The following is a 20759-nucleotide window of genomic DNA, read 5'->3' as shown; positions in this document are numbered from 1 at the left end:
GCAGTTGTACTGTGCACATCCCCGCCGTCGCGGTCGATCCGTGCACTCTGCACGGGCGTTAACTGCAGGTGCACCCAGGGCGACCTCTAGAGTAGAAGCAGGCTGGTCGTCGCCCATCCGCCCCGAGTGTCTCCCCAGGGCACACGAGGTGGTTCTCGCGGCGGCCGGGGCGCTAGCAATGTGAGGGAGAACAATGTTCGAACGGTTCACCGACCGCGCGCGACGGGTTGTGGTTCTGGCCCAAGAAGAAGCGCGGATGCTCAACCACAACTACATCGGAACCGAGCACATCCTCCTCGGCCTCATCCACGAGGGCGAGGGCGTGGCCGCCAAGGCGCTCGAGTCGCTCGGGATCTCCCTGGAAGGGGTGCGCAGCCAGGTCGAGGAAATCATCGGCCAGGGCCAGCAGGCGCCGTCGGGACACATCCCGTTCACCCCGCGCGCCAAGAAGGTGCTGGAGCTCTCGCTGCGCGAGGCCCTGCAGCTCGGCCACAACTACATCGGCACCGAGCACATCCTGCTCGGCCTCATCCGCGAGGGTGAAGGCGTTGCCGCGCAGGTCCTGGTCAAGCTCGGCGCCGACCTCAACCGGGTCCGCCAGCAGGTCATCCAGCTTTTGAGCGGTTACCAGGGCAAGGAGCCGCAGGAGGCGGGCACCGGCGGTCGCAGCAGCGAGACCGGCACCCCGTCGACCTCGCTGGTCCTCGACCAGTTCGGTCGTAACCTGACCGCCGCGGCCGCCGAGGGCAAACTCGACCCGGTCATCGGCCGGGAGAAGGAAATCGAGCGGGTCATGCAGGTCCTGAGCCGCCGCACCAAGAACAACCCGGTGCTGATCGGCGAGCCGGGCGTCGGCAAGACCGCCGTCGTCGAGGGTCTGGCGCAGGCCATCGTCAACGGCCAGGTCCCCGAGACGCTCAAGGACAAGCAGCTCTACACCCTCGACCTCGGTTCGCTGGTCGCGGGCAGCCGCTACCGCGGTGACTTCGAGGAACGCCTGAAGAAGGTCCTCAAGGAGATCAACACCCGCGGCGACATCATCCTGTTCATCGACGAGCTGCACACGCTCGTCGGCGCAGGTGCCGCCGAGGGTGCGATCGACGCCGCCAGCATCCTCAAGCCGAAGCTGGCCCGTGGCGAGCTGCAGACCATCGGTGCGACGACCCTCGACGAGTACCGCAAGTACATCGAGAAGGACGCCGCTCTCGAGCGTCGTTTCCAGCCGGTCCAGGTCGGCGAGCCGTCGGTCGAGCACACCATCGAGATCCTCAAGGGTCTGCGTGATCGCTACGAGTCGCACCACCGCGTCTCGATCACCGACGGTGCACTCGTCGCTGCCGCGACGCTGGCCGATCGCTACATCAACGACCGGTTCCTGCCGGACAAGGCGATCGACCTCATCGACGAGGCCGGTGCGCGCATGCGCATCCGCCGGATGACCGCGCCGCCAGACCTGCGCGAGTTCGACGACCGCATCGCCGACGCGCGCAAGGAGAAGGAAAGCGCCATCGACGCGCAGGACTTCGAGAAGGCCGCCAGCCTCCGCGACAAGGAGAAGCAGCTGGTCGCCGAGCGGGCCGAGCGCGAAAAGCAGTGGCGCAGTGGTGACATGGACGTCGTGGCCGAGGTCGACGACGAGCAGATCGCCGAGGTCCTGGGCAACTGGACCGGCATCCCGGTGTTCAAGCTCACCGAGGAGGAGACCACCCGTCTGCTCCGGATGGAGGAGGAGCTGCACAAGCGGATCATCGGCCAGGAGGACGCCGTCAAGGCCGTCTCGAAGGCGATCCGCCGTACCCGTGCCGGCCTGAAGGATCCGAAGCGTCCGTCGGGCTCGTTCATCTTCGCCGGCCCGTCCGGTGTCGGAAAGACCGAGCTCTCCAAGGCGCTCGCCAACTTCCTGTTCGGCGAGGACGACGCGCTCATCCAGATCGACATGGGCGAGTTCCACGACCGCTTCACCGCGTCGCGTCTGTTCGGTGCCCCTCCCGGTTACGTCGGCTACGAAGAGGGCGGCCAGCTCACCGAGAAGGTGCGCCGCAAGCCGTTCTCGGTGGTGCTGTTCGACGAGATCGAGAAGGCTCACTCGGAGATCTACAACACCCTGCTGCAGGTCCTCGAGGACGGTCGTCTCACCGACGGTCAGGGTCGTACGGTCGACTTCAAGAACACCGTGCTGATCTTCACCTCGAACCTCGGAACGAGCGACATCTCCAAGGCCGTGGGCATGGGCTTCTCGTCGAGCGATGACTCCAAGTCCGGCTACGAGCGGATGAAGCAGAAGGTCAACGACGAGCTGAAGAAGCACTTCCGGCCGGAGTTCCTCAACCGCATCGACGACATCGTCGTGTTCCACCAGCTCACCAAGGACGAGATCATCCAGATGGTCGATCTCATGCTGACCCGCGTGGAGAGTGCGCTGAAGAACAAGGACATGTCGCTCGAGGTCACCGACCGCGCGAAGGCGCTGCTGGCGAAGCGCGGATTCGATCCGGTGCTGGGTGCGCGTCCGTTGCGTCGCACCATCCAGCGCGAGATCGAGGATCAGCTCTCGGAGAAGATCCTGTTCGGCGACATCGCTCCCGGACAGATCGTCCTCGTCGACGTCGAGGGCTGGGACGGTGAAGACAACGGCGAGGACGCCAAGTTCACCTTCGTCGGTTCGGAGAAGCCGCGCATGGTTCCGGACGCACCGGTCGAGCTGTCCAAGGCAGGCGACGGCAGTTCGGGCGTGAGCTGACCTGAGTCTGATCTGACACACAAAGCGGCGGCGTCACCCGAGAGGGTGGCGCCGCCGCTTTTGTGTGGGCCCGACCAGGGTGGTGCGCTGACAGAGCGTTCGCTCGGGAGATTCGCCTCCTGCCCGTACGGGCTGTGATGGCGATCGATAACATCGATCCTTGTGACGAGTGAAACATCAGAGGTTGGCCGTAAGGCCAAGCAGGCCGAGCCCACCATCACCGTCGAGCGGGACGGCGAGATCGCCATCTTCCGGCTGAATCGCCCCGACCGTCTCAATGCATTCACCGTGCAGATGGGTGACGAGCTGCGGGCGGCATTCGACGAGACCGACGCCGACGACTCGGTGCGCGCCGTGGTGCTCACCGGTACCGGCCGGGCGTTCTGCGCCGGCGCCGACCTCGAAGCCGGCGGGTCGACGTTCGACGCATCGTCGGTGGCCGCGGGCGACGAGGTCCCGGCGGACGAGGGCGGCAAGCTGACACTGCGCATGTTCGCCTCGCTCAAGCCGATCATCGCCGCGATCAACGGTCCGTCGGCCGGCGTCGGCGTCACGATGACCCTTCCGGCCGACGTCAGGATCGCCTCCGAGGATGCGAAGTTCGGCTTCGTGTTCGCAGCCCGCGGCCTCGTTCCCGAGGCGGCGTCGAGCTGGTTCCTCCCACGGCTCGTCGGCCTGCCGACCGCGCTGCAGTGGACGATCGGCGCCAAGATGGTGCAGGTCGACGAGGCTCACGAGCGCGGACTGATCCAGCAGGTCGTGCCGAAGGACAAGGTCCTCGAGACCGCGATCGCCGTGGCCCGCGAGATGACCGCGAACAGCGCACCGGTCTCGGCGGCGTTGACCCGCCAACTGTTGTGGCGGATGGCCGGGGCACCCAGCCCGCTCGACGCCCATCACGCCGATTCGAAGGCGATCTTCTACCGCGGCCAGTCCGGCGACGTCTACGAGGGCGTCATGTCGTTCCTGGAGAAGCGGCCGGCGACGTACCCGAACACGGTGTCGGAGGATCTTCCCGAGATCTTCTGAGTTCGATCCGACCGCCCGGCCCCGTCAGCTGACAGCTGACGGGGCCGGGCGCGTTTCGGCCGCGAACACTCTGTGTTCGGCACGTGAACATCGGCGAACACGCGGCTTAAACGGTGGCAGGGTCCGCTGACCGCGGTTATCGTGGCGAACAGCAGACCAGAGAGAGCTGAAAGGAGGTGGCGCAGATGTCGATCGGTATGGCGGTGTTCGTTCGCGAGTGGTGGAAGACCGACCCCGGCAGCCGGTGCGGGCTACCAGCCCGAACCCGGTCCGGACCAATCACATCCAGCGTCACCAGTTCCTGAGGTCGTGAACCTCGATGGTCGGCGCGCTCACTCGCCCACGCATCGAGGAGTATCCATGACCATCTTCGTCACGAATGCGGGATTGCAGATCCTCGCGCGCGTCACCTGGCGTCGTGCGGCCGTCCTGCTGACCACCGAGGTCGCACGCAACGTCGAGGGCACGCCTTTGGTGCGCGTCGTCCATTCGCCGACGGTGTCCCTGCCCATCCACAAGGTGGTGGCGATCAAACGGGACGCCTACCGTCCGTACGCGGGCAAGACGATGGATTCCTACGCCTCCAATGCGATGATCCTCCGTCGAGACCAATGGATCTGCGCCTACTGCGACGGTCCCGCCGACACCGTGGACCACATCCTGCCGGTATCACAGGGCGGCCCCAGCACATTCGGCAATCAGGTCGCGGCGTGCAAGTCCTGCAATGGTTTCAAGGCCAACCGGACCCCGCGTAAAGCAGGTATGGCGTTGCGGCATGCGCCGTTCGTCTACGACCCGTGGGCCGCGGACCAGAAAGAGGTCTGGGAGATGTTCATGCTGCATCCCAAGACCGCCTGAGGTCAGGTCGGCAGGGGCTCGGCGCCACGTTCTTTCAGGAGCATCGACATCTGACCGATCTCGTTGCCCTGGTCTCCGAGCATGTTCAGTGCGAGTTGCTTTGTCACCGAGCCGGAGCGGTCGTCGTTGTATGCCGCCTGTGCCATCTCGAGGCCGCCGCGATGGTGCCGGATCATCAACTGCAGGAACAGTTTCTCGGCCTCGTCGCCGCGAAGTGTGGCGAGCAGGCCGAGTTCGTCGGTGCTCGCCATGCCCGGCATGAGTGGGGTGTCGGGCATGGCCCCCGACGAATGGCCGTGCGCATGCGGATCATCGTCGGACATCCAGGACATCGGTGAGTCCGAGGTCAGCGGCAGCTCGAAGAACTGCAGCCAGCCGCGCATGGTCGCGCTCTCCGCGGACTGGGCGACGACGAGCTGGTCGGCCAGTCCGCGGATCGTCGGGTCCACGTCGGGGGCGGCCAGGATCGTCCGAGCCATCAGGAGTGCCTGATCGTGGTGTGTCGACATGTCCTGCGCGAAGCCGATATCGGTGGCGCTCATCGCCTTGACGTCGTCCCGTGATCCCGGTGACCACGCCGAACCCGCGACGACGCCGATCGCCACGAGCAGGACGGCCAGCGAGGCCAGTCCGGCGATCGGCAGCCAGGCCGGCCGTTGTCCTGCGTCGTGCCGGTCGGTCATCCGAGGATGGAATCCTGGTCCGGCGGCGGGGTGTAGACCCGGCTGCTCAACTCGAGTGCGTAGAAGCCGCCGTCGGAGCAGGTGGTGAAGATCTTGTTGCCGTGGAACTCCGGTGGCGAGAAGCACCAGTCGGTCGCCATGTCGCCGCCCACGACCATGCCGATACGCGGACCGGCCATCTCGTTCAGCTTGGCTCGTCCGTTGACGAGAGACATTCCGAGACTGAGGAACTCGATCCCCGGTGCGCCGATGATAGACCCCAGCACATGAGGGGAGTTGGGCCGGGTCAGTGCGGTGGCCCCCTTCTGTGCCGGCGGGTTGTAGTAGGCGATCTCGGAGATGCCGGACAGATCCCGGATGTCGAAGACACGGATGCCGGAGGACTCCCAGGCGCAGGCCAGGGCCGTCGGGTCGTTCTGCCGGTCGACCGCGCAGTAGTGCGGGTTGCTGCCGAACAACGAACCGCCCATGGACGAGCGGAACTGGGTGTCCAGGTGCTCGGGCAGATTGATCTCGAGCTTGAGCTGCGCGGCGTACCGCGGTTTGTCGACCCGGGAGACGTCGAAGATCTTGACGCCTCCGGAGCCGCCCTCGTCGGCGGTGATGATGTGGGGGGTGCCGCGATAGGTGATCGGGATCGAGTGCTGGTTGAGCTGTCCGTCGGGCCACAGGTAGGCGGCCAGATGGGGGACCTGCGGATACGGCGCACGACGCTGTACCGCGCTGATGTCGAGGACGGTGACACCGGCCATGTTCGACAGATACATGCGGTTGCCGTCGGGGGTGATGCCGAATCCGTGACCGAGGAAGCTGTGCAGTCCTTGCCAGATCACCCGCGGGTTGCGGGGATCGGCGACGTCGATCGCGCTGAGATGTCCCGGCGAGAGACCCGACGCCCAGTAAGTGCGTCCGTCGGGCGACCAGCCGCCCTCGTGTGAGGTGAACGGGACGGGGTAGGCGATCCCGCCGCCGTGCCGGTTGAGCAGCTTGGGGCGGGTGCAGTCGGAGATGTCGTACACCGCGAAGAAGCCCGCACCCCACAGGAGTGGAACCCCGGTCGCGGCGAGCAGCTTTCGCTTCTTGTTGACCTTCAACGTCTCCCAGGTGCCGCCGCGCATCGCGGTGTCGGTGAGTGAGCCGACCACCCGCGGCTTCCGGGGATCGGAGGCGTCGATGACCTGGACGCCCGGCTGGGACAGGAAGTTGTTGCCGGGGAACAGGCTTCCGGTGTAGCTGCAGTGTTCGAAGGACGCCGAGACGATCCCGCCGCCCGCACCCGTCACGTTGCCGAGTTTCGTCAGGTTGCAGTGGTAGCCCCGCATACTGCGGCCGGACAATCGGTCCTCGGCGCTGACGTCACCCTGCAGGCCCGGCTCGGGTCGCGAACCCGGTCCGCAGTCGGCCTTGGGCACGGAGGTCTCGGAGATGTCGGGGAACCAGTGGTTCGCGGCGTTCGTCGGCGCGGACACCAGCATCGTCGACGTCAGGACGGCCCCGGCGACGAGGCAGGTGATGGCGCGTAGCCGCCGCCGCAGTGCGGACAAATCCCATCGATCTGGCGTCATCGCCCCTCCGATCGTGACCTGAGTCACGCTAACCCGGCGCGATGAGACGACGGGCCGGATTCGTCGAAAGACGCACGTCGGTCCCACGCGGTGGGGAGGCGTCGACCGACCGACTCCGGGGCGGCCGGGAACATTCCCGGTCGGCGACCGCTCCAAGTATTCGAACGCAGCGAACAGCCCCGCACCGGCGGGCACCACGAAAGGAACATCCCATGAGCACCCAGATCACCGCGGACGCAGTCCTGGTCGACACCGACGGCGACGGCTACGTCGACGCCGCGCTCGCCGACATCGACGGCGACGGCACCACCGACGCCGTCCTCGACACCGACGGCGACGGCTCGGCCGATTCGATCGCCTACGACACCAACGCCGACGGCGCGATCGACCTGATCGAGGCCGACAGCGACGGCGACGGCTACACCGACATCGCGGTCGCCGACACCGACTGCGACGGCACCTTCGACACCGCCGTCGACGACCAGGGCAACGTCTCGGTCGGCGACTTCGGCGGTGTCGACGGAAGCGGCGCGGTCTGAGCCACCTCCCCCCTGAACCCCCGCACGCAGCCGGTCGGCACAGCCGGCCGGTTACGAGGCGTTTCGGACTCAGTCGGTGGCGGTTCCGTCGACGGCCGGTTCGGGCGCCAGGCGCGAGCGGCTCCGACGGTCCGCGATGAAGGCGAGGAGTGCGGCTGCCAGACACGCCGCCGCGCCGACGCCCAGGCCGACACGTGCATCGGTGGCCTCGATGATCGCGCCGATGAGCGGACCGCCGATCGGCGTCGATCCCATGAACGCAACCGACCACAGCGCCATGACGCGTCCCCGCATCTGGGGTTCGGCGTTGAGTTGCAGGGTGGCGTTGCCGGTCGACATGAACGTCACGCTGAGCCAACCCACGAGGAACAGCGCGCAGATGACGGTGATCAGATCCGGTGCCAGTGCCGCTGCGGCGATCGTGATGCCGAAACCGAACGCAGCCAGCGTGAGCGGTCGCAGGCCGATGGTGCCGCGCGCCGCGACGACGAGACCGCCGACCACCGCCCCGACCCCCATCGCCGACGTCATGAAGCCGAGAGCCTGCGGCCCGCCGTCGAAGACGAAGTCGGCGGCGGCTGTGAGGGTGACCGGGAAGTTGTAGGCCAGGGTGCCGACCAGGGCCATGGTGGCGAGCGGAATCCACAGCGACGGGATTCCGCGCACGTAGCGAATACCCTCGCGTAGCTGCCCTTTGGCGCGTGGGACCGGGGTTTCGCGGGTGATCTTCGTGCCGTCGAGTGCGATCAGTGAGGCGACCACCGCGATGAAACTGACCGCGTTGATCGCGAAACACCACCCCGCGCCGACGAGTGTGAGGATCACGCCGGCGACGGCCGGGCCGACTGCGCGCGCGGCGTTGACCATCACCGAGTTCAGCGTGACGGCGTTGCGGATCAGCGACTTCCCGACGATCTGATGGATGAACGCCTGCCGCGCGGGTTGTTCGAAGGCGTGTCCGAGTCCGAGTAGCACCGCGAGGATCGCCACATGCCACACCGCCACGACCCCGGCGAGGGTGAGTGCGGCCAGCACTGCCGCGAGCAGGCCCATCATCGCCTGGAGGATCGTCAGCAGTCGGCGGCGGTCGACGCGGTCGGCGATGACGCCCGCGTATGGCCCGATCAGGAGAACGGGCAGCGCCTGCAGCGCCACGATCAGGCCGAGGACCGACGCCGACCCGCTCAACGTCAACACCAGCCAGGCCTGGGCGGTCGCCTGCATCCAGGAACCGGTCATCGACACGGACATGCCGGCGAAGAAGATCCGGTAATTGGAGATGTGCAGCGAGGCGAAAACGCTGTCGCGTGAATCAGATGAGTCCGACGAGCCGCGGTCGCTGATCTCGGGAGCGCGGTCGTCGGTCATCGAGATCCATGCTAGGCCCGAAGGAAGTCGTCGATGGCATCCATCAGTGCGAGGGGCTGTTCGAGTGGGATGTGATGGCCGGCCCCGGCGAGTTCGACGACGCGCGCCGGTTCGTCGAGGCCGGCGGTGACGATGTCGATCATCGCGGGGGTCACGACCCCGTGCTCCCCGTAGACGACGCCGAGTCGGCAGTCGCTCGGCGGGTGCGGCGGGAGATCGGTCAGTTCGTCGGCGAAAGCGCGATCGAACTTCCATCGCCATCCGTCGTCGTCGCGGACCGCCGACTGCCGGGCGACGTGGTCCCTGGCGTAGTCGAGGCTCGCGTGATCGGGCACGAGACGGAACCGTTCGAGTGCCGCCTCGAGTGACGGATAGTGCTTGCTGCGTCGCGGGATGCCCTCCTCGGGCTGGTTGCGCTGGATCTCGTCGAGCATCTCGGCGTCGAGGATGCGGGAATCGACCAGCATGAGGTCGGTGACGAGGTCGGGGTGGGCGATCGCCGTCCGGATGCCGACGGGCCCGCCGAGGCTGTGCCCCACGAGGACCGCGTGGTCGTCGGCCTGTGCGGCCGCGGCGACCGCGGTGATCTCGTCGGCCCAGGTGGCCAGGCTGTAGGTGTCGCGCCAGTCGCTGTCGCCGTGGCCGGACAGATCCAGGGCGACGACTCGACGATCCCGCGCGTAGCGCGGCGCGATGTGGTCCCACCATCCGGCGTGGGCCGCACCGCCGTGGACCAGCAGCAGCCCGGGCGAGCCGGGTTCACCCCAGCAGCGATAGGTGATCCGTGCGCCGTGGACCGTGATCGACGAGTGCTAGGGCTCCGTCCCGACGGCCGTGCGGAACCACTCCGGAGCGTCGGCAGTGACGTTCGTGCTCATGGGCACAGCCTTTCACGCCTCGACCCGACCGGGCGGAAACCCCATAGGGTGAGATGAATGCACACATTCAGACAACACAGTAGTGTCGCCGGTGTTGGATTCAGACAACACAGTAGTGTCGCCGGTGTTGGATTGTGTGCGAGAGAACGGACGGATTCTGCGATGGCGCAAACGGTGATCGTGTCGGGCGGTACGGGCGGATTGGGTTCCGCGGTCACGAAGAAACTGCTCGACGACGGTTGGCGTGTGGTGGTGCCCTGGGTCGTCGAGTCCGAGCTGTCGCGTCTTCCCGAATCCGATCGGCTCGTCACTCTTGCGGCCGATCTGTTCGACGAGGCGTCGGTGGCCGAGGTCGTCGGCGCCGCGGCGAGTGATTCGTCGGCCCCGGTGAAAGCAGTGGTCAACCTGGTGGGCGGGTTCGCGATGGGGGAACGCGTGGACGCGACCCCCGTCGACGAGTTCGAGCGGCTCCTCCGGCTCAACCTGCGACCGCTGTATCTGCTGTCCGCGGCGGCGATCCCGAAGCTGATCGAGGCGGGCGGTGGGTCGATCGTGGGGGTGTCGGCGAAGGCCGCGTTCGCACCGTTCTCCGGTGCCGCCGGCTACATCACGTCCAAGGCCGCGGTGTGGGCGTTCATCAGCGCTCTGGCCACCGAGTACAAGGACGACGCCATCCGGGCCAATGCGATCCTGCCGTCGGTGATCGACACCCCGGGTAACCGTGAGAGCCAACCGGATTCCGCCCGAAAGGGCTGGGTGTCACCGGAGATGATCGCCGAAACCGTCGCCTTTCTGGTCTCCGACGCCTCCGCCGCGGTCACCGGAGCGCAGGTCCCCGTGCCGGGCGTCGGCTGACGGCCTGACCGCTACTCGCGTCGGTACGCGATGTGTCCTCGGATCATCGTGTGGCGCACGGCTTCCGACCCATTCTGCAGTGCTGAGTCGAGAGTGCCGTCGAGGAGCACGAGGTCGGCGGGTTCGCCGGGGCGGACGGTTCGTGCGGCTGCTCCGGGAGTGCTCAATGGTGCGAGGTAATGCTCCAGAGCCGTTCTGCGGCTGACCCTCTCGTCGATGCCCACGATGCGGCCATCGGGTGCGAGACGGGTTGCGGCAGCGGCGATCGCCGTCCAGGGATCGACGGGTCCGTATGGTGCGTCGCTGGACAGCGCGACCGGCACATCAGCTTCGACGAGACTCGCGCACCGGTACAGGTCGGCGACCTCCGAGGCGTCGAGACGATCCAGGTAGTCGTCGCCACGTGCGGCGATGAAACCGGGCTGCGTGACGACGGCAATACGCCTGCGGCCCAGCTCCTTGACGGTATCGGCGGCGATGATCGCGCCGTGCTCGATCCGGTCGTCCGGATGCGGGCCGGCCTCGTCGAAGGCGGCGAGGAGCAACAACAGGGCCTCTCGCGTGACGCAGTGCGCAGCGACGCCGCGTCCCCGCGAATGCGCGCTGTGGATCCGCTCGCACAGGGCGGGGAAGTCGGGCAGGTCGGAGTCGGCGAGGACGATCTTGTACGGGCCGGCGGTCACCGTCGGCGGGAGGTCGGGCGTCGCGTCGAGCGGGACCCCCAGCAGGTGGAGGCGTTGTGGCACTGCGCCGTTCGCATGCGACGAGACGAGCGCGTCGAGCGACTCCTCGGACAGGTCGGGCGTCGCGTCGGTGATGCCGGTGATGCCGAGCCGGGTCAGTTCGACGCCGACGCTTGTCAGATCCGGTGGCCGGGAAGACCCGATCCGCTCGCGAAGCCAGTCGTCGGCACGCCAGACCCGTCCGGTCGGTGCGCCGGAGTCGTCGCGCTCGACGCCGGGGTGGTCGGCGGTCGGCAACCCGACGGCTTCGGCGGCCGCCGTGTTGAGGAACCACACCGCACCGCTGCGGTGCTGAATGCGGACCGGTCGGCGGGCATGCAGCGTGTCGAGGTCGGCGGAATCCAGAAGTCCGGCAACGGTCTCCACGTACCCGACGCCGCGGATCCAGCCGGAGCTGTCGAGGTCGGGGGCGCGGTCCAGGGCGGCGGCGAGATCGTCGGGGGTCGTCACCACGGGCGGGCCGCACTGCACCGAAGCCGAGGCCGCCGCCAGCGCGTGGAGGTGGATGTGGTGGTCGTGGAGCCCCGGGATGAGTGCCCCGCCGTGGCCGTCGATGATCTCGAATCCCGTTACCTCGCGGCTTTCGAGATCCGCGCCGACCGCCGTGATCACGCCGTCGTCGACGACCACATCGCGGATTCCCTCGGGTAGGGACACACCGCGGAACAGTGTTCCGCTCACCGGGTTGTCCCCGAATCGGATTCGTCCGGCCGTATACGGGGCGGATCGAGCGGCACGGTGCCGGAACCGGTGTCCACCACCCACCGATCACCGTCGCGACGTGGGAGCGGCGGGGGTGGCCCGCCGAGGGTCGAGGCGATCGTGGCGCGCATCGAGATGTCCCACAGGACGCCGTGGCGGGGGTCGGGGACTGGGCCCGGATCGGGTTCGGACATCGCGAGTGCGGCGGCGGTGAGGCCGGACAGCGGGTCGGCGATGGCGTCGCCCACGAACATCAGGCCGGCGTCGTCGGAGGTGACCAATCCCGCCGACGCGGCGATGTCGTCGCCGAAGCCGATCCGGTCGGAGTCGCGCCCGGCGGCGGTGATGGAGATCCAGGTGGTTCCCGACGCGACGAAATCCTCGGCGCGCAGCCCGAATCCGCGCAGGGCCCGGGGCCGGGACGCCTCGATCACGATGTCGGCGTCGGCGACGAGTCGTTCCAGCGCGGTCCGTTCGGTCGGGATCGTCGGGTCGAGGACGACCGACTCGTGCCCTGCGTGGAGCAGTCGGTAGAAGTCGGGGTTTCCGCGTCGTGCGCCGTCCGGACGTTGCGGCGTCTCGACTTTCACCACGCGCGCTCCGGCGAGACCCAGTAGGTGCGCGCACAGCGGTCCGGCCCACAGGGCGCTGAAGTCGACGACGAGCAGGCCGTCGACCGAACGCGGAATCCCGCTCGGGCGCAAAGCGTCACGTGCAGCGTCGGCGATCTCGCCGTCGCGTGCGACACCTCCGCCGGCGATGCCCAACAGTGCGGCGCGCTCGTCGAACTCGGCTCTCGTGTGCTGGGCCAGCCAGTCGGCGACCTGCGGCCAGAGATGGTCCTCGGCCACCTCGCGTTCGATGAGCGCACCGAGCAGCATCGGGTCGTCGGGACGCGCGCAACTCACCGCGACCCAGCCGTCGGAGGCGGGAAGGAGACGCCCCGATCCACCGGGTGTGAGGTCGCCTCGGCGGCGGTGTCCGGTCAGCGCGGCCCGCTCGGCCAGCACGGCGGAACCGTCGATGTCGACCGTGCCGTTGCTCGCCCGTCCGATCCAGTCACCGAGCTGACGCGCAAGGGTTGCGGCGTGTCCCGGCGGGATGAGGGGCGGACCGTCGGATCTGCCGGTGAGATGCGGGATACCGCTGGCGGCCCAGTCGCGCACCGGATCATGGGACGCATGGCTGGACACGGGCAGAATGCTACCGTCCGCACGTAAACCTCAGGAGGTTCACCGCCATGCAGACCCGACGTCTCTCGATCGCCGATCTGGCCGCCGCCCCGGTCATCGGGGGTGGAGACCTGCTCGGGGACGGTGCCGCCATCGCGTCGCCGGTCGTGCTGGTGGATCTCGACACGGCGTCGGACGTGCCGGCCGACGGCCTGGCGCTGGCGGCCGTCCGTGCCTCTGCGTCGGACGTCATCCTGGTGGGGACGTCGACGGGCCCGATCGGCGACGCGCTCGGCCCGCTGCTGGAGGCCGTGGACCTCACGTATGCCCCGTCCGGGGCCGGCCATCGTGCGGTGGTGGGCGCCGACGAGGTGGATGTGGCGGTGGCGGCTTTCATCGATGCCGTGTCGCGCTGCCCGCAGGCGTCACTCGTCGCCGCGCAGGTGGTGCGCGCCGCCGAGCCGCTCGACCCCGTCCCGGCCATCGACGTCGAATCCCTGGGGTACTCGACGCTGCAGGGCGGCGACGAGTTCGGCCGATGGTTGGAGGAGCGTCGTGCGAAGGGCCGCCCGCTGCCGCCGCCCGCGGTCGACCCGGTGCTGCTCGACCGTCAGGGCGACACTCTGCGGATCACCCTCAATCGTCCGGAACGCCGCAACGCCTACGGGACCGCACTGCGCGACGCATTCGTCGACGCGTTGCGCCTGGCAGTACTCGACGACTCGATCGACCACGTCGTGGTCGACGGGGCGGGCAGCGCGTTCTGCGCCGGCGGCGACCTCGACGAGTTCGGGCACATGCCCGACGCATCCACGGCCCACCTGATCCGAACCCGCGGGGGAGCCGGGCGGCTCGTGGCCGTGCTCGCCGACCGCGTCGAGGTCCGTCTGCACGGTCCCTGCGTTGGTGCCGGAATCGAGATCCCCGCCTTTGCCAGGCGAGTCGTCGCCGCCCCGGACACCCGGATACGGCTGCCCGAAGTGTCGATGGGCCTCATCCCGGGAGCCGGCGGCACCGTCAGCGTGCCCCGGCGCATCGGACGATGGCGGGCATTGCACCTGTTCGTGACCGGCGTCGAGATCGACGCCGCACAGGCCCTCGACTGGGGGTTGGTCGACGAGATCGGTTCCTGAGGTCCCGCGCAAATCCACCACTTATCGGCATTTCCACCACCCCTCGAGGTGGTGGAAATGCCGAAAAAGGGTGGATTTGCGGCTGAGTTCGATCGACCTGCGTCAGGCCACCTCGGGCGACACTTGTCTAACTCAGTTCGTTCATTTTGCCCATTGGTCGGCTCTTTCTGATTACGATCACTCGTGAGCTGCGGCCGACGTCGCCCGATGTCGCGTGAGTGCGTCCGCAGCGATCGTCGAATTCGGTGAGGGGTCGCACGACACATGTCCGACGCAGTTCTCGTGGAGCGCCGGGGGCGCATCCTCGTCATCACGATCAATCGGCCGCAGGCACGCAACGCGATCAATCATGAGGTGAGTCAGTCGCTCGCCGACGCGATGGACGAGCTCGACGACAGTCCGGAACTGTCGGTCGCCATCCTGACCGGAGCGGGCGGCAACTTCTGTGCCGGAATGGATCTGAAGGCCTTCGCCGCGGGAGAGTCGGTGGCCATCGCGGGTCGCGGTCTGGGCTTCACGCAGAAGCCGCCGGCCAAGCCGGTCATCGCGGCCGTCGAAGGGTTCGCCCTCGCGGGCGGAACCGAACTGGTTCTCGCCACCGACCTCGTCGTCGCGTCGAAGTCGGCGAAGTTCGGCATCCCCGAGGTCAAGCGCGGCCTCGTCGCCGGGGCCGGCGGGCTCCTGCGCCTGCCCAAGAAGATTCCGTACCAGAAGGCGCTTGAACTGGCGCTGACCGGCGACAACTTCACCGCCGAGCAGGCCGCGGACTGGGGCTTCGTCAACATCCTCACCGACGAGGGCGGCGCGCTCGACGGTGCTCTCGCACTTGCCGAGCGCATCACCGAGAACGGCCCGCTGGCCGTTGCCGTCACCAAGCGGATCATCGCCGAGTCGGAATCGTGGGGCGACGACGAGAAATGGGACCGCCAGGGCGAATTGCTCGCGCCGGTCTTCACCTCGAAGGACGCGATCGAGGGTGCCCGCGCATTCGCGGAGAAGCGCAAGCCGGAGTGGACCGGCGCCTGAGCCCCGTCTGACTACCAAGCTGTACATGAATTCGATTCGAGGAGAACAGATGTCGTTTGAGGGTGAAGTCGCGCTCGTCACCGGCGGCGCGGGCGGACTCGGCGCGGCGACCGTGCGTCGTCTGCATGCGGCGGGTGCGTCGGTCGTGATCGCCGACCTGGCCGACCAGCCGGCGAAGGAGCTCGCGGAAGAGTTGGGGGAGCGGGCGATCTACGCGCGTACCGACGTCCTCGACGACGACTCGGTGAACGCCGCACTCGAGCAGGCGAGTGAGCTCGGTGATCTGCGCTACGCGGTCATCGCGCACGGCGGATTCGGTGTGGCACAGAAGATCGTCGGCCGCGACGGCTCGCCCGCGGACATGAAGGGTTTCGTCAAGACCCTCAATCTCTATCTCACGGGCACCTACAACGTCCTGCGCCTCACCGCGGCCAAGCTCGCGGCCGGCGAGCCCAAGGAGTCCGGGGAGCGCGGTGCGATCGTGATGACCAGTTCGATCGCCGGCTACGAGGGGCAGATCGGGCAGACCGCCTACGCCGCCGCCAAGGCCGGCGTCATGGGTCTCACCCTGTCGGGAGCTCGGGATCAGGGCTCGGTTGCGGTGCGCCTGAACACCATCGCTCCCGGCACCATGCGGACGCCGATCATGGAATCGATGGGGGAGGAAGCGCTCACCAAGTTCGCCGCCGGCGTGCCCTATCCCAAGCGGCTCGGTCTTCCCGACGAGTTCGCGGCGCTGGCGCAGCATCTGCTGGAGAACAGCTACATCAACGGTGAGATCGTCCGCCTCGACGGCGCGCAGCGGTTCCAGCCGCGCTGATCACAAACGCACAACGACGACCGTCTCGGCTTGGGACGTCCCGCCAATCTCGGTTACCTTTGTTACGTCTGAGAACAATGTTAACCAAAGGGGCTATTGGTGCGTTTCTCCTGGAAGAGGCGGCTGAGTGTTGTCGCGTGTGCCGTCGCAGTGGCGGCGACCGGATGGGCACCGGCGGCTCTCGCTGCACCGGCCCCCGACCCGAATCGCGCCCGGATCGACACCGTCATCCACGATTCGGCTCAGCAGACGACGTTGATCGTCTACTCCGCTGCCATGCGTCGGCTGGTTCCGGTCAACGTCCTGCGCCCCAAGAACCTGACCAAGCCGCGTCCCACGCTCTATCTCCTCAACGGTGCGGGTGGCGGCGAGGATTCGGCGACCTGGGCGGCGAAGACGCAGTACGTGAACTTCTTCCGCGACAAGCAGGTCAACGTGGTGACGCCCATCGGCGGCGCGTTCTCCTATTACACCGATTGGCAGCGTGACGACCCGGTGCTCGGCCGCAACAAGTGGACGACGTTCCTCACCAAGGAACTCCCGCCGTTGGTGGACGAGGAGTTCAACACCACCCGGAAGAACGCGATCGCCGGCATCTCGATGGCCGGCACCTCGGTGCTGAATCTCGCCATCGCAGCACCGAAGCTCTACAAGTCGGTCGCCGCGTACAGCGGTTGCGCCCGCACCAGTGATGCGCTGGGCCAGGCGTACATTCGGATGGTCGTCGCCGACCGGGGCATGGGCAACGTCGACAACATGTGGGGCCCGGTCAACTCGTCGGGCTGGCGCAAGAACGATCCGTACGTCAACGCCGCGAAGCTGCGCGGCACCAAGGTCTACATGACGAGCGGCACCGGCCTGCCCGGCTGGTACGACCGTCTCGAGGCGCCGCTGGTCGCCGGTGATCCCTTCACGCTTGCCAACCAGGTGGTCGTCGGTGGGGTCATCGAAGCCGCGGTCAACGAGTGCACCAAGCAGATGGCGCAGCGCATGCGTGCGTTGAAGGTTCCGCACAAGGTCCTCCTCCGGCCCGACGGCACACATTCCTGGAGCTACTGGGAGCGCGATCTCAAGACCACCTGGCCGATGATCGCCAAAGACCTCAAGTGAGCGAAGCCGACCGACTGTGGGCAGATGATCTCGAGGCCGGGCAGGTCTACCGGTTCGGCACGCACCACGTGACCGAAGAGGAACTGCTCGACTTCGCGCGAACCTGGGACCCGCAGGACTTCCACACGGACAAGGCAGCCGCCGAGGCCGGTGCCTACGGCGGGCTCATCGCCAGCGGCCTGCACACGATGTCGATCTACCAAAAACTGGCCGTCACCGGTGTCCTGTACCGCTGGAAGGTCATCGCGGGCAAGCGACTTGCCGATGTTGTGTTCCTCCGACCGGTTCGTCCCGGCGACACGTTGACCGGATCGTTGACGATCGACGCCGTCGACTTCGACGACCGCAACCGGGCGCTTGTCACGTCCACGTCCGAGGTGGTCAACGACGCCGGAAAACCGGTGATGCGGACCGTCGTCGAGGCCTATGTGCACGCTCGACCAAAGGGCGAGGACTGACCTCGATACGGTCCTCGGCCAGCGCCTCGGACCTACTCGGCCGGCAGATATCGCCGGCCGGCACCCCTCCGCCGACCGACCGTGGCGAGTGCTCGGCTCAGTTGGCGCGGTCCTTGAGCAGCAGTTTGACCGTCAGTTCGAGGCGGTTGGTGACGTCGGTGGCCGACGCGCGTCGGGTCAGCCACTGCACGAGGTTCGACATCCACACGTCGGAGAGCACGCGAGCGATCGCGAGGTCCTCTTCGGTCGGCTCACCCTCTTCGACGATGGCGCCGGCGAGGAGTCGATCGATGATGCCGGCGACCTGATCGACCTCGGCGGTCGCCGACGCGTCGGCGAACATGAATGCGCGGGTCATCGCCTCGGTGAGCAGCGGGTCGCGCTGCATTGCGAACGTGATCATGTCCAGGACATGGCGCAGACGGTCGATTGCGGTGTCGCCCCGCAATTGTGAGCGGTCGACCTTCGATTCGACGCGCTCGAACTCACGCGCCAGCGCGGTCACCAGCAGGTGGACCTTGGACGGGAAGTAGCGGTAGAGCGTGCCGACCGCGACGTCGGCCTTGTCGGCGACGGTGCGCATCTGGACGGCGTCGTAACCGCCTTTGGAGGCGAGGGCCAGCGTCGCGTCGAGGATGCGGCGGCGGCGTTCGCGCTGCGCGGTGGAACCGGCTTCGGGCGCCGCGGCGGGAGTCGAGGTCCCGGCCGGGGTGTCGACCGCGGCGTTGCCTGGTGCAGAGCGGGCCATGTGCTTTCGAACATCCTCACGTGATCAGTGATCGGGTGGCGGGGGATCTCGGGTGGCTACCCGATCAGGAACCACCCATGGCATATTAGAACAGGTTCTAATTATTCCTCACAACTCGACATACAGAGGATCACTCGTGACAATCGCCACGTCTTCCGAGCAAATTGCGGTGTGCCACAGCATCGAGTCCTGGGCCCGCGCCGCGAAGGTGACCGAACTGGTCCGCTCCGACATCGACAAACCGCGTGATCAGTGGACGCAGCTGTTCGGCCGGCTGGCGGAGTTCGGGGTGTTCGCGGCCGCGGTGCCGGAGGCTTCCGGCGGACTCGGTGCGGGCTTCGTCGACGTGGCGGCAATGGTCGAGCAGTGCGGAATCGAACTGGTCCCGGGGCCCGTCGCGCCGACGGTGACCACGGCGATCACGCTCTCCACTAGCACGGATGCGCGGGCGCAGGAACTCCTCGACCATGTTCTCGAAGGTGCGGTTCCGGTGGTGACGCCGGTCGTCAGCCACGCCGGCGGCCCGGCCGTGCCGCTGTCCGACACCCTCGACCTCGGGCTCGTCGGCGGCTACGTCGAGGGCGCCGCGGTCCTGGCGGCGCTCGACGTCGCGGGTCGGGACGGGCGCTGGTGGGTGATCCCGCCGAATGTCGGCAGCGCCGACATCGCCCCGGAGGCACCGCTCGACGGCACCACCTCGGTGTCCCGCGTGCAACTGTCCGGCGTCACGGTCGACGACCTCGTCGAACTTCCCGACGCGCCGCTCGTCGAGGGGCTGCTGTCGGCGACGCTCGCGGCCTATCAGAGTGGGGTCACCCGCTGGGCCCTCGACACCGCCGTCGACTACGCCAAGGTCCGTACGCAGTTCGGTGTGCCGATCGGCTCGTTCCAGGCGATCAAGCACATCTGCGCCGAGATGCTCTGCCGCAGTGAAGAGGTCACCGCGGTCGCCTGGGACGTGGCCAGCGCCGTCGACGACGTACTCGGCGCCTCCTCGGATGAGCTCGATTCTGCGCGTGAGCAACTCGAGATCAGCCGGCTCGCGGCCGACGTCGTCGTGGCCGAGGCCCCCGTCGCCACTGCCAAGGACTGCATCCAGATACTCGGCGGCATCGGCTTCACCTTCGAACACGACGCGCACCTCTACCTCCGGTCCGCACTCGCCGCACAAGCCGCGCTGGATCACGCGCACACTGCTGCCACGACACTCGCCGATCGGGGTCTCGCGGGCACGCGCCGACGATTCGCCCTCGACCTCTCGGAGGTCGAGGACCGCCGCGACGAGGTCCGTGCCACCGTGGCCCGCATCGCCGACGCCGACCCCGACGACAAACGGGGCGTCCTCGCGGAGACGGGATACCTCACCCCGCACTGGCCGGCGCCGTACGGACTAGGCGCCGACGCCGCTCTGCAGCTGCTCATCGACACCGAACTCGACGCCGCCGGCATCGTCCGGCCCGATCTCGTCATCGGCGCCTGGGCGATCCCGACGATCCTGTCCCACGGCACCGACGCGCAGCGTGAGCGCTTCGTCGCGCCGACCCTCGCCGGCGAGATCGTCTGGTGTCAGCTGTTCAGCGAGCCCGAGGCGGGTTCTGACCTCGCGGCGCTGCGCACGCGAGCGGAACGCATCGACGGCGGCTGGAAGCTGTCCGGTCAGAAGATCTGGACCTCGCAGGCGCACAATGCGCAGTGGGCCATCTGCCTGGCCCGCACCGACGCCGAGGCGCCCAAGAACAAGGGGATCACCTACTTCCTCGTCGACATGTCCTCGCCGGGCATCGACATCCGTCCGCTGCGCGAGCTGACCGGACGCGCCAACTTCAACGAGGTCTTCCTCGACGACGTCGTCGTGCCCGACGACTGCGTGGTCGGCGAGGTGAACAACGGCTGGCGGCTGGCCCGTACCACCCTCGCGAACGAGCGCGTGGCGATGGGCGGGTCGGGTCTCGGCAAGGAGATGGAGTCGCTGCTCCGGCAGGTGCAGTCGATGACGCGTGAGCTCTCCGAAGGGGAGCGCGCCGCACTCGGCAGACAGTTCGCCGACGCACACGTCGGCCGGGTCCTCGACGCCCGTGCCGCGACGCAGCAACTCGCCGGTCTCGACCCGGGTGCGCTGTCCAGCGTCCGCAAACTCATCGGTGTGGAGCACCGGCAGTCGGTGCCCGATCTCGCCCTGCGGCTCGTCGGCGTGCAGGGTCTGGCGGCCACCGAGGCGTCCGACGCCGTGCTCCAGAATCGCTGCCTGTCGATCGCCGGTGGAACCACCCAGATCCTCAAGACCGCGGCTGCGGAACGCATTCTCGGTTTGCCTCGCGGCTGACCGGCCTCT

The 20759-nt window shown here is 67.8% G+C and carries 18 protein-coding genes; 11 read left to right on the top strand and 7 right to left on the bottom strand.

Features of this window, described 5'->3' with window-relative positions:
* Positions 1–193: 193 nt before the first annotated feature.
* From BLU62_RS19205 to BLU62_RS19195, 3 genes are all read left to right on the top strand, one after another.
* Positions 194–2740 (top strand): ATP-dependent Clp protease ATP-binding subunit, encoded by a 2547-nt coding sequence (locus BLU62_RS19205; protein WP_074851411.1) that lies wholly within the window; start codon positions 194–196, stop codon positions 2738–2740.
* A gap of 162 nt (positions 2741–2902) precedes the next feature.
* Positions 2903–3769 (top strand): enoyl-CoA hydratase-related protein, encoded by an 867-nt coding sequence (locus tag BLU62_RS19200; RefSeq protein ID WP_074851409.1) that lies wholly within the window; start codon positions 2903–2905, stop codon positions 3767–3769.
* A gap of 360 nt (positions 3770–4129) precedes the next feature.
* On the top strand, positions 4130–4627 hold the full coding sequence (locus BLU62_RS19195; RefSeq protein WP_074851407.1) for an HNH endonuclease: 498 nt from the start codon (positions 4130–4132) through the stop codon (positions 4625–4627).
* A gap of 2 nt (positions 4628–4629) precedes the next feature.
* On the opposite strand, the gene BLU62_RS19190 is transcribed toward BLU62_RS19195, so the two are convergent.
* Positions 4630–5310, bottom strand: a complete 681-nt coding sequence (locus BLU62_RS19190; protein WP_074851405.1) for a DUF305 domain-containing protein — start codon at positions 5308–5310, stop codon at positions 4630–4632.
* Positions 5307–6785 (bottom strand): LVIVD repeat-containing protein, encoded by a 1479-nt coding sequence (locus tag BLU62_RS19185; RefSeq protein WP_074853024.1) that lies wholly within the window; start codon positions 6783–6785, stop codon positions 5307–5309. Before BLU62_RS19185 ends, BLU62_RS19190 begins: the two co-directional genes overlap by 4 nt.
* Before the next feature lie 302 nt (positions 6786–7087).
* Here BLU62_RS19185 and BLU62_RS19180 point away from each other — a divergent pair, with 302 nt between their 5' ends.
* Positions 7088–7414: a hypothetical protein gene (locus BLU62_RS19180; protein WP_074851404.1), complete on the top strand. Its 327-nt coding sequence runs from the start codon at positions 7088–7090 to the stop codon at positions 7412–7414.
* Between the two features lie 69 nt (positions 7415–7483).
* Here the strand turns inward: BLU62_RS19180 and BLU62_RS19175 are convergent, their stop codons facing one another.
* Complete coding sequence (locus tag BLU62_RS19175) at positions 7484–8782, bottom strand: MFS transporter (protein WP_074851402.1); 1299 nt, start codon at positions 8780–8782, stop codon at positions 7484–7486.
* Between the two features lie 11 nt (positions 8783–8793).
* Positions 8794–9519: an alpha/beta fold hydrolase gene (locus BLU62_RS19170; protein WP_280141562.1), complete on the bottom strand. Its 726-nt coding sequence runs from the start codon at positions 9517–9519 to the stop codon at positions 8794–8796.
* A gap of 303 nt (positions 9520–9822) precedes the next feature.
* On the opposite strand from BLU62_RS19170, the gene BLU62_RS19165 reads away from it, so the two are divergent.
* On the top strand, positions 9823–10515 hold the full coding sequence (locus BLU62_RS19165; RefSeq protein ID WP_074851400.1) for an SDR family NAD(P)-dependent oxidoreductase: 693 nt from the start codon (positions 9823–9825) through the stop codon (positions 10513–10515).
* Positions 10516–10526: 11 nt separating this feature from the next.
* Here BLU62_RS19165 and BLU62_RS19160 read toward each other — a convergent pair whose 3' ends face one another.
* Positions 10527–11939 (bottom strand): amidohydrolase family protein, encoded by a 1413-nt coding sequence (locus BLU62_RS19160; protein WP_074851398.1) that lies wholly within the window; start codon positions 11937–11939, stop codon positions 10527–10529.
* On the bottom strand, positions 11936–13153 hold the full coding sequence (locus BLU62_RS19155) for a CoA transferase (RefSeq protein WP_074851396.1): 1218 nt from the start codon (positions 13151–13153) through the stop codon (positions 11936–11938). The genes BLU62_RS19160 and BLU62_RS19155 overlap by 4 nt, the downstream gene beginning before the upstream one ends.
* Before the next feature lie 47 nt (positions 13154–13200).
* On the opposite strand from BLU62_RS19155, the gene BLU62_RS19150 reads away from it, so the two are divergent.
* The 5 genes from BLU62_RS19150 (at position 13201) to BLU62_RS19130 (ending at position 17679) form a co-directional block, all read left to right on the top strand.
* Entirely contained in the window at positions 13201–14265 is a 1065-nt protein-coding gene (locus tag BLU62_RS19150) for an enoyl-CoA hydratase/isomerase family protein (protein WP_074851394.1), read from the top strand.
* Positions 14266–14529: 264 nt separating this feature from the next.
* Positions 14530–15291: a crotonase/enoyl-CoA hydratase family protein gene (locus tag BLU62_RS19145; RefSeq protein ID WP_074851392.1), complete on the top strand. Its 762-nt coding sequence runs from the start codon at positions 14530–14532 to the stop codon at positions 15289–15291.
* Between the two features lie 49 nt (positions 15292–15340).
* Positions 15341–16111, top strand: a complete 771-nt coding sequence (locus BLU62_RS19140) for an SDR family NAD(P)-dependent oxidoreductase (protein ID WP_074851390.1) — start codon at positions 15341–15343, stop codon at positions 16109–16111.
* 99 nt (positions 16112–16210) lie between these two features.
* Positions 16211–17221 (top strand): alpha/beta hydrolase, encoded by a 1011-nt coding sequence (locus BLU62_RS19135; protein WP_074851387.1) that lies wholly within the window; start codon positions 16211–16213, stop codon positions 17219–17221.
* Positions 17218–17679: a MaoC/PaaZ C-terminal domain-containing protein gene (locus tag BLU62_RS19130; protein ID WP_074851386.1), complete on the top strand. Its 462-nt coding sequence runs from the start codon at positions 17218–17220 to the stop codon at positions 17677–17679. The genes BLU62_RS19135 and BLU62_RS19130 overlap by 4 nt, the downstream gene beginning before the upstream one ends.
* Before the next feature lie 97 nt (positions 17680–17776).
* On the opposite strand, the gene kstR is transcribed toward BLU62_RS19130, so the two are convergent.
* Positions 17777–18427, bottom strand: a complete 651-nt coding sequence (gene kstR, locus BLU62_RS19125) for a cholesterol catabolism transcriptional regulator KstR (protein ID WP_074851384.1) — start codon at positions 18425–18427, stop codon at positions 17777–17779.
* A gap of 136 nt (positions 18428–18563) precedes the next feature.
* On the opposite strand from kstR, the gene BLU62_RS19120 reads away from it, so the two are divergent.
* Positions 18564–20750 (top strand): acyl-CoA dehydrogenase family protein, encoded by a 2187-nt coding sequence (locus BLU62_RS19120; protein WP_074851382.1) that lies wholly within the window; start codon positions 18564–18566, stop codon positions 20748–20750.
* The last annotated feature ends 9 nt before the right edge of the window (positions 20751–20759 follow it).

It is taken from the genome of Gordonia westfalica, assembly GCF_900105725.1.
GTDB classification, from domain to species: domain Bacteria; phylum Actinomycetota; class Actinomycetes; order Mycobacteriales; family Mycobacteriaceae; genus Gordonia; species Gordonia westfalica.
Note: the sequence above shows the minus strand (reverse complement) of the source record. Positions and strands in the feature narration are given on the sequence as shown.

Bases quoted from the DNA above. Each gene is read 5' to 3' on its own strand.
- BLU62_RS19205 (WP_074851411.1), top strand. From the start codon at position 194: ATGTTCGAACGGTTCACCGACCGCGCGCGACGGGTTGTGGTTCTGGCC.
- BLU62_RS19195 (WP_074851407.1), top strand. From the start codon at position 4,130: ATGACCATCTTCGTCACGAATGCGGGATTGCAGATCCTCGCGCGCGTC.
- BLU62_RS19190 (WP_074851405.1), bottom strand. From the start codon at position 5,310: ATGACCGACCGGCACGACGCAGGACAACGGCCGGCCTGGCTGCCGATC.
- BLU62_RS19185 (WP_074853024.1), bottom strand. From the start codon at position 6,785: ATGCTGGTGTCCGCGCCGACGAACGCCGCGAACCACTGGTTCCCCGAC.
- BLU62_RS19180 (WP_074851404.1), top strand. From the start codon at position 7,088: ATGAGCACCCAGATCACCGCGGACGCAGTCCTGGTCGACACCGACGGC.
- BLU62_RS19175 (WP_074851402.1), bottom strand. From the start codon at position 8,782: ATGACCGACGACCGCGCTCCCGAGATCAGCGACCGCGGCTCGTCGGAC.
- BLU62_RS19165 (WP_074851400.1), top strand. From the start codon at position 9,823: ATGGCGCAAACGGTGATCGTGTCGGGCGGTACGGGCGGATTGGGTTCC.
- BLU62_RS19150 (WP_074851394.1), top strand. From the start codon at position 13,201: ATGCAGACCCGACGTCTCTCGATCGCCGATCTGGCCGCCGCCCCGGTC.
- BLU62_RS19145 (WP_074851392.1), top strand. From the start codon at position 14,530: ATGTCCGACGCAGTTCTCGTGGAGCGCCGGGGGCGCATCCTCGTCATC.
- BLU62_RS19140 (WP_074851390.1), top strand. From the start codon at position 15,341: ATGTCGTTTGAGGGTGAAGTCGCGCTCGTCACCGGCGGCGCGGGCGGA.
- kstR (WP_074851384.1), bottom strand. From the start codon at position 18,427: ATGGCCCGCTCTGCACCAGGCAACGCCGCGGTCGACACCCCGGCCGGG.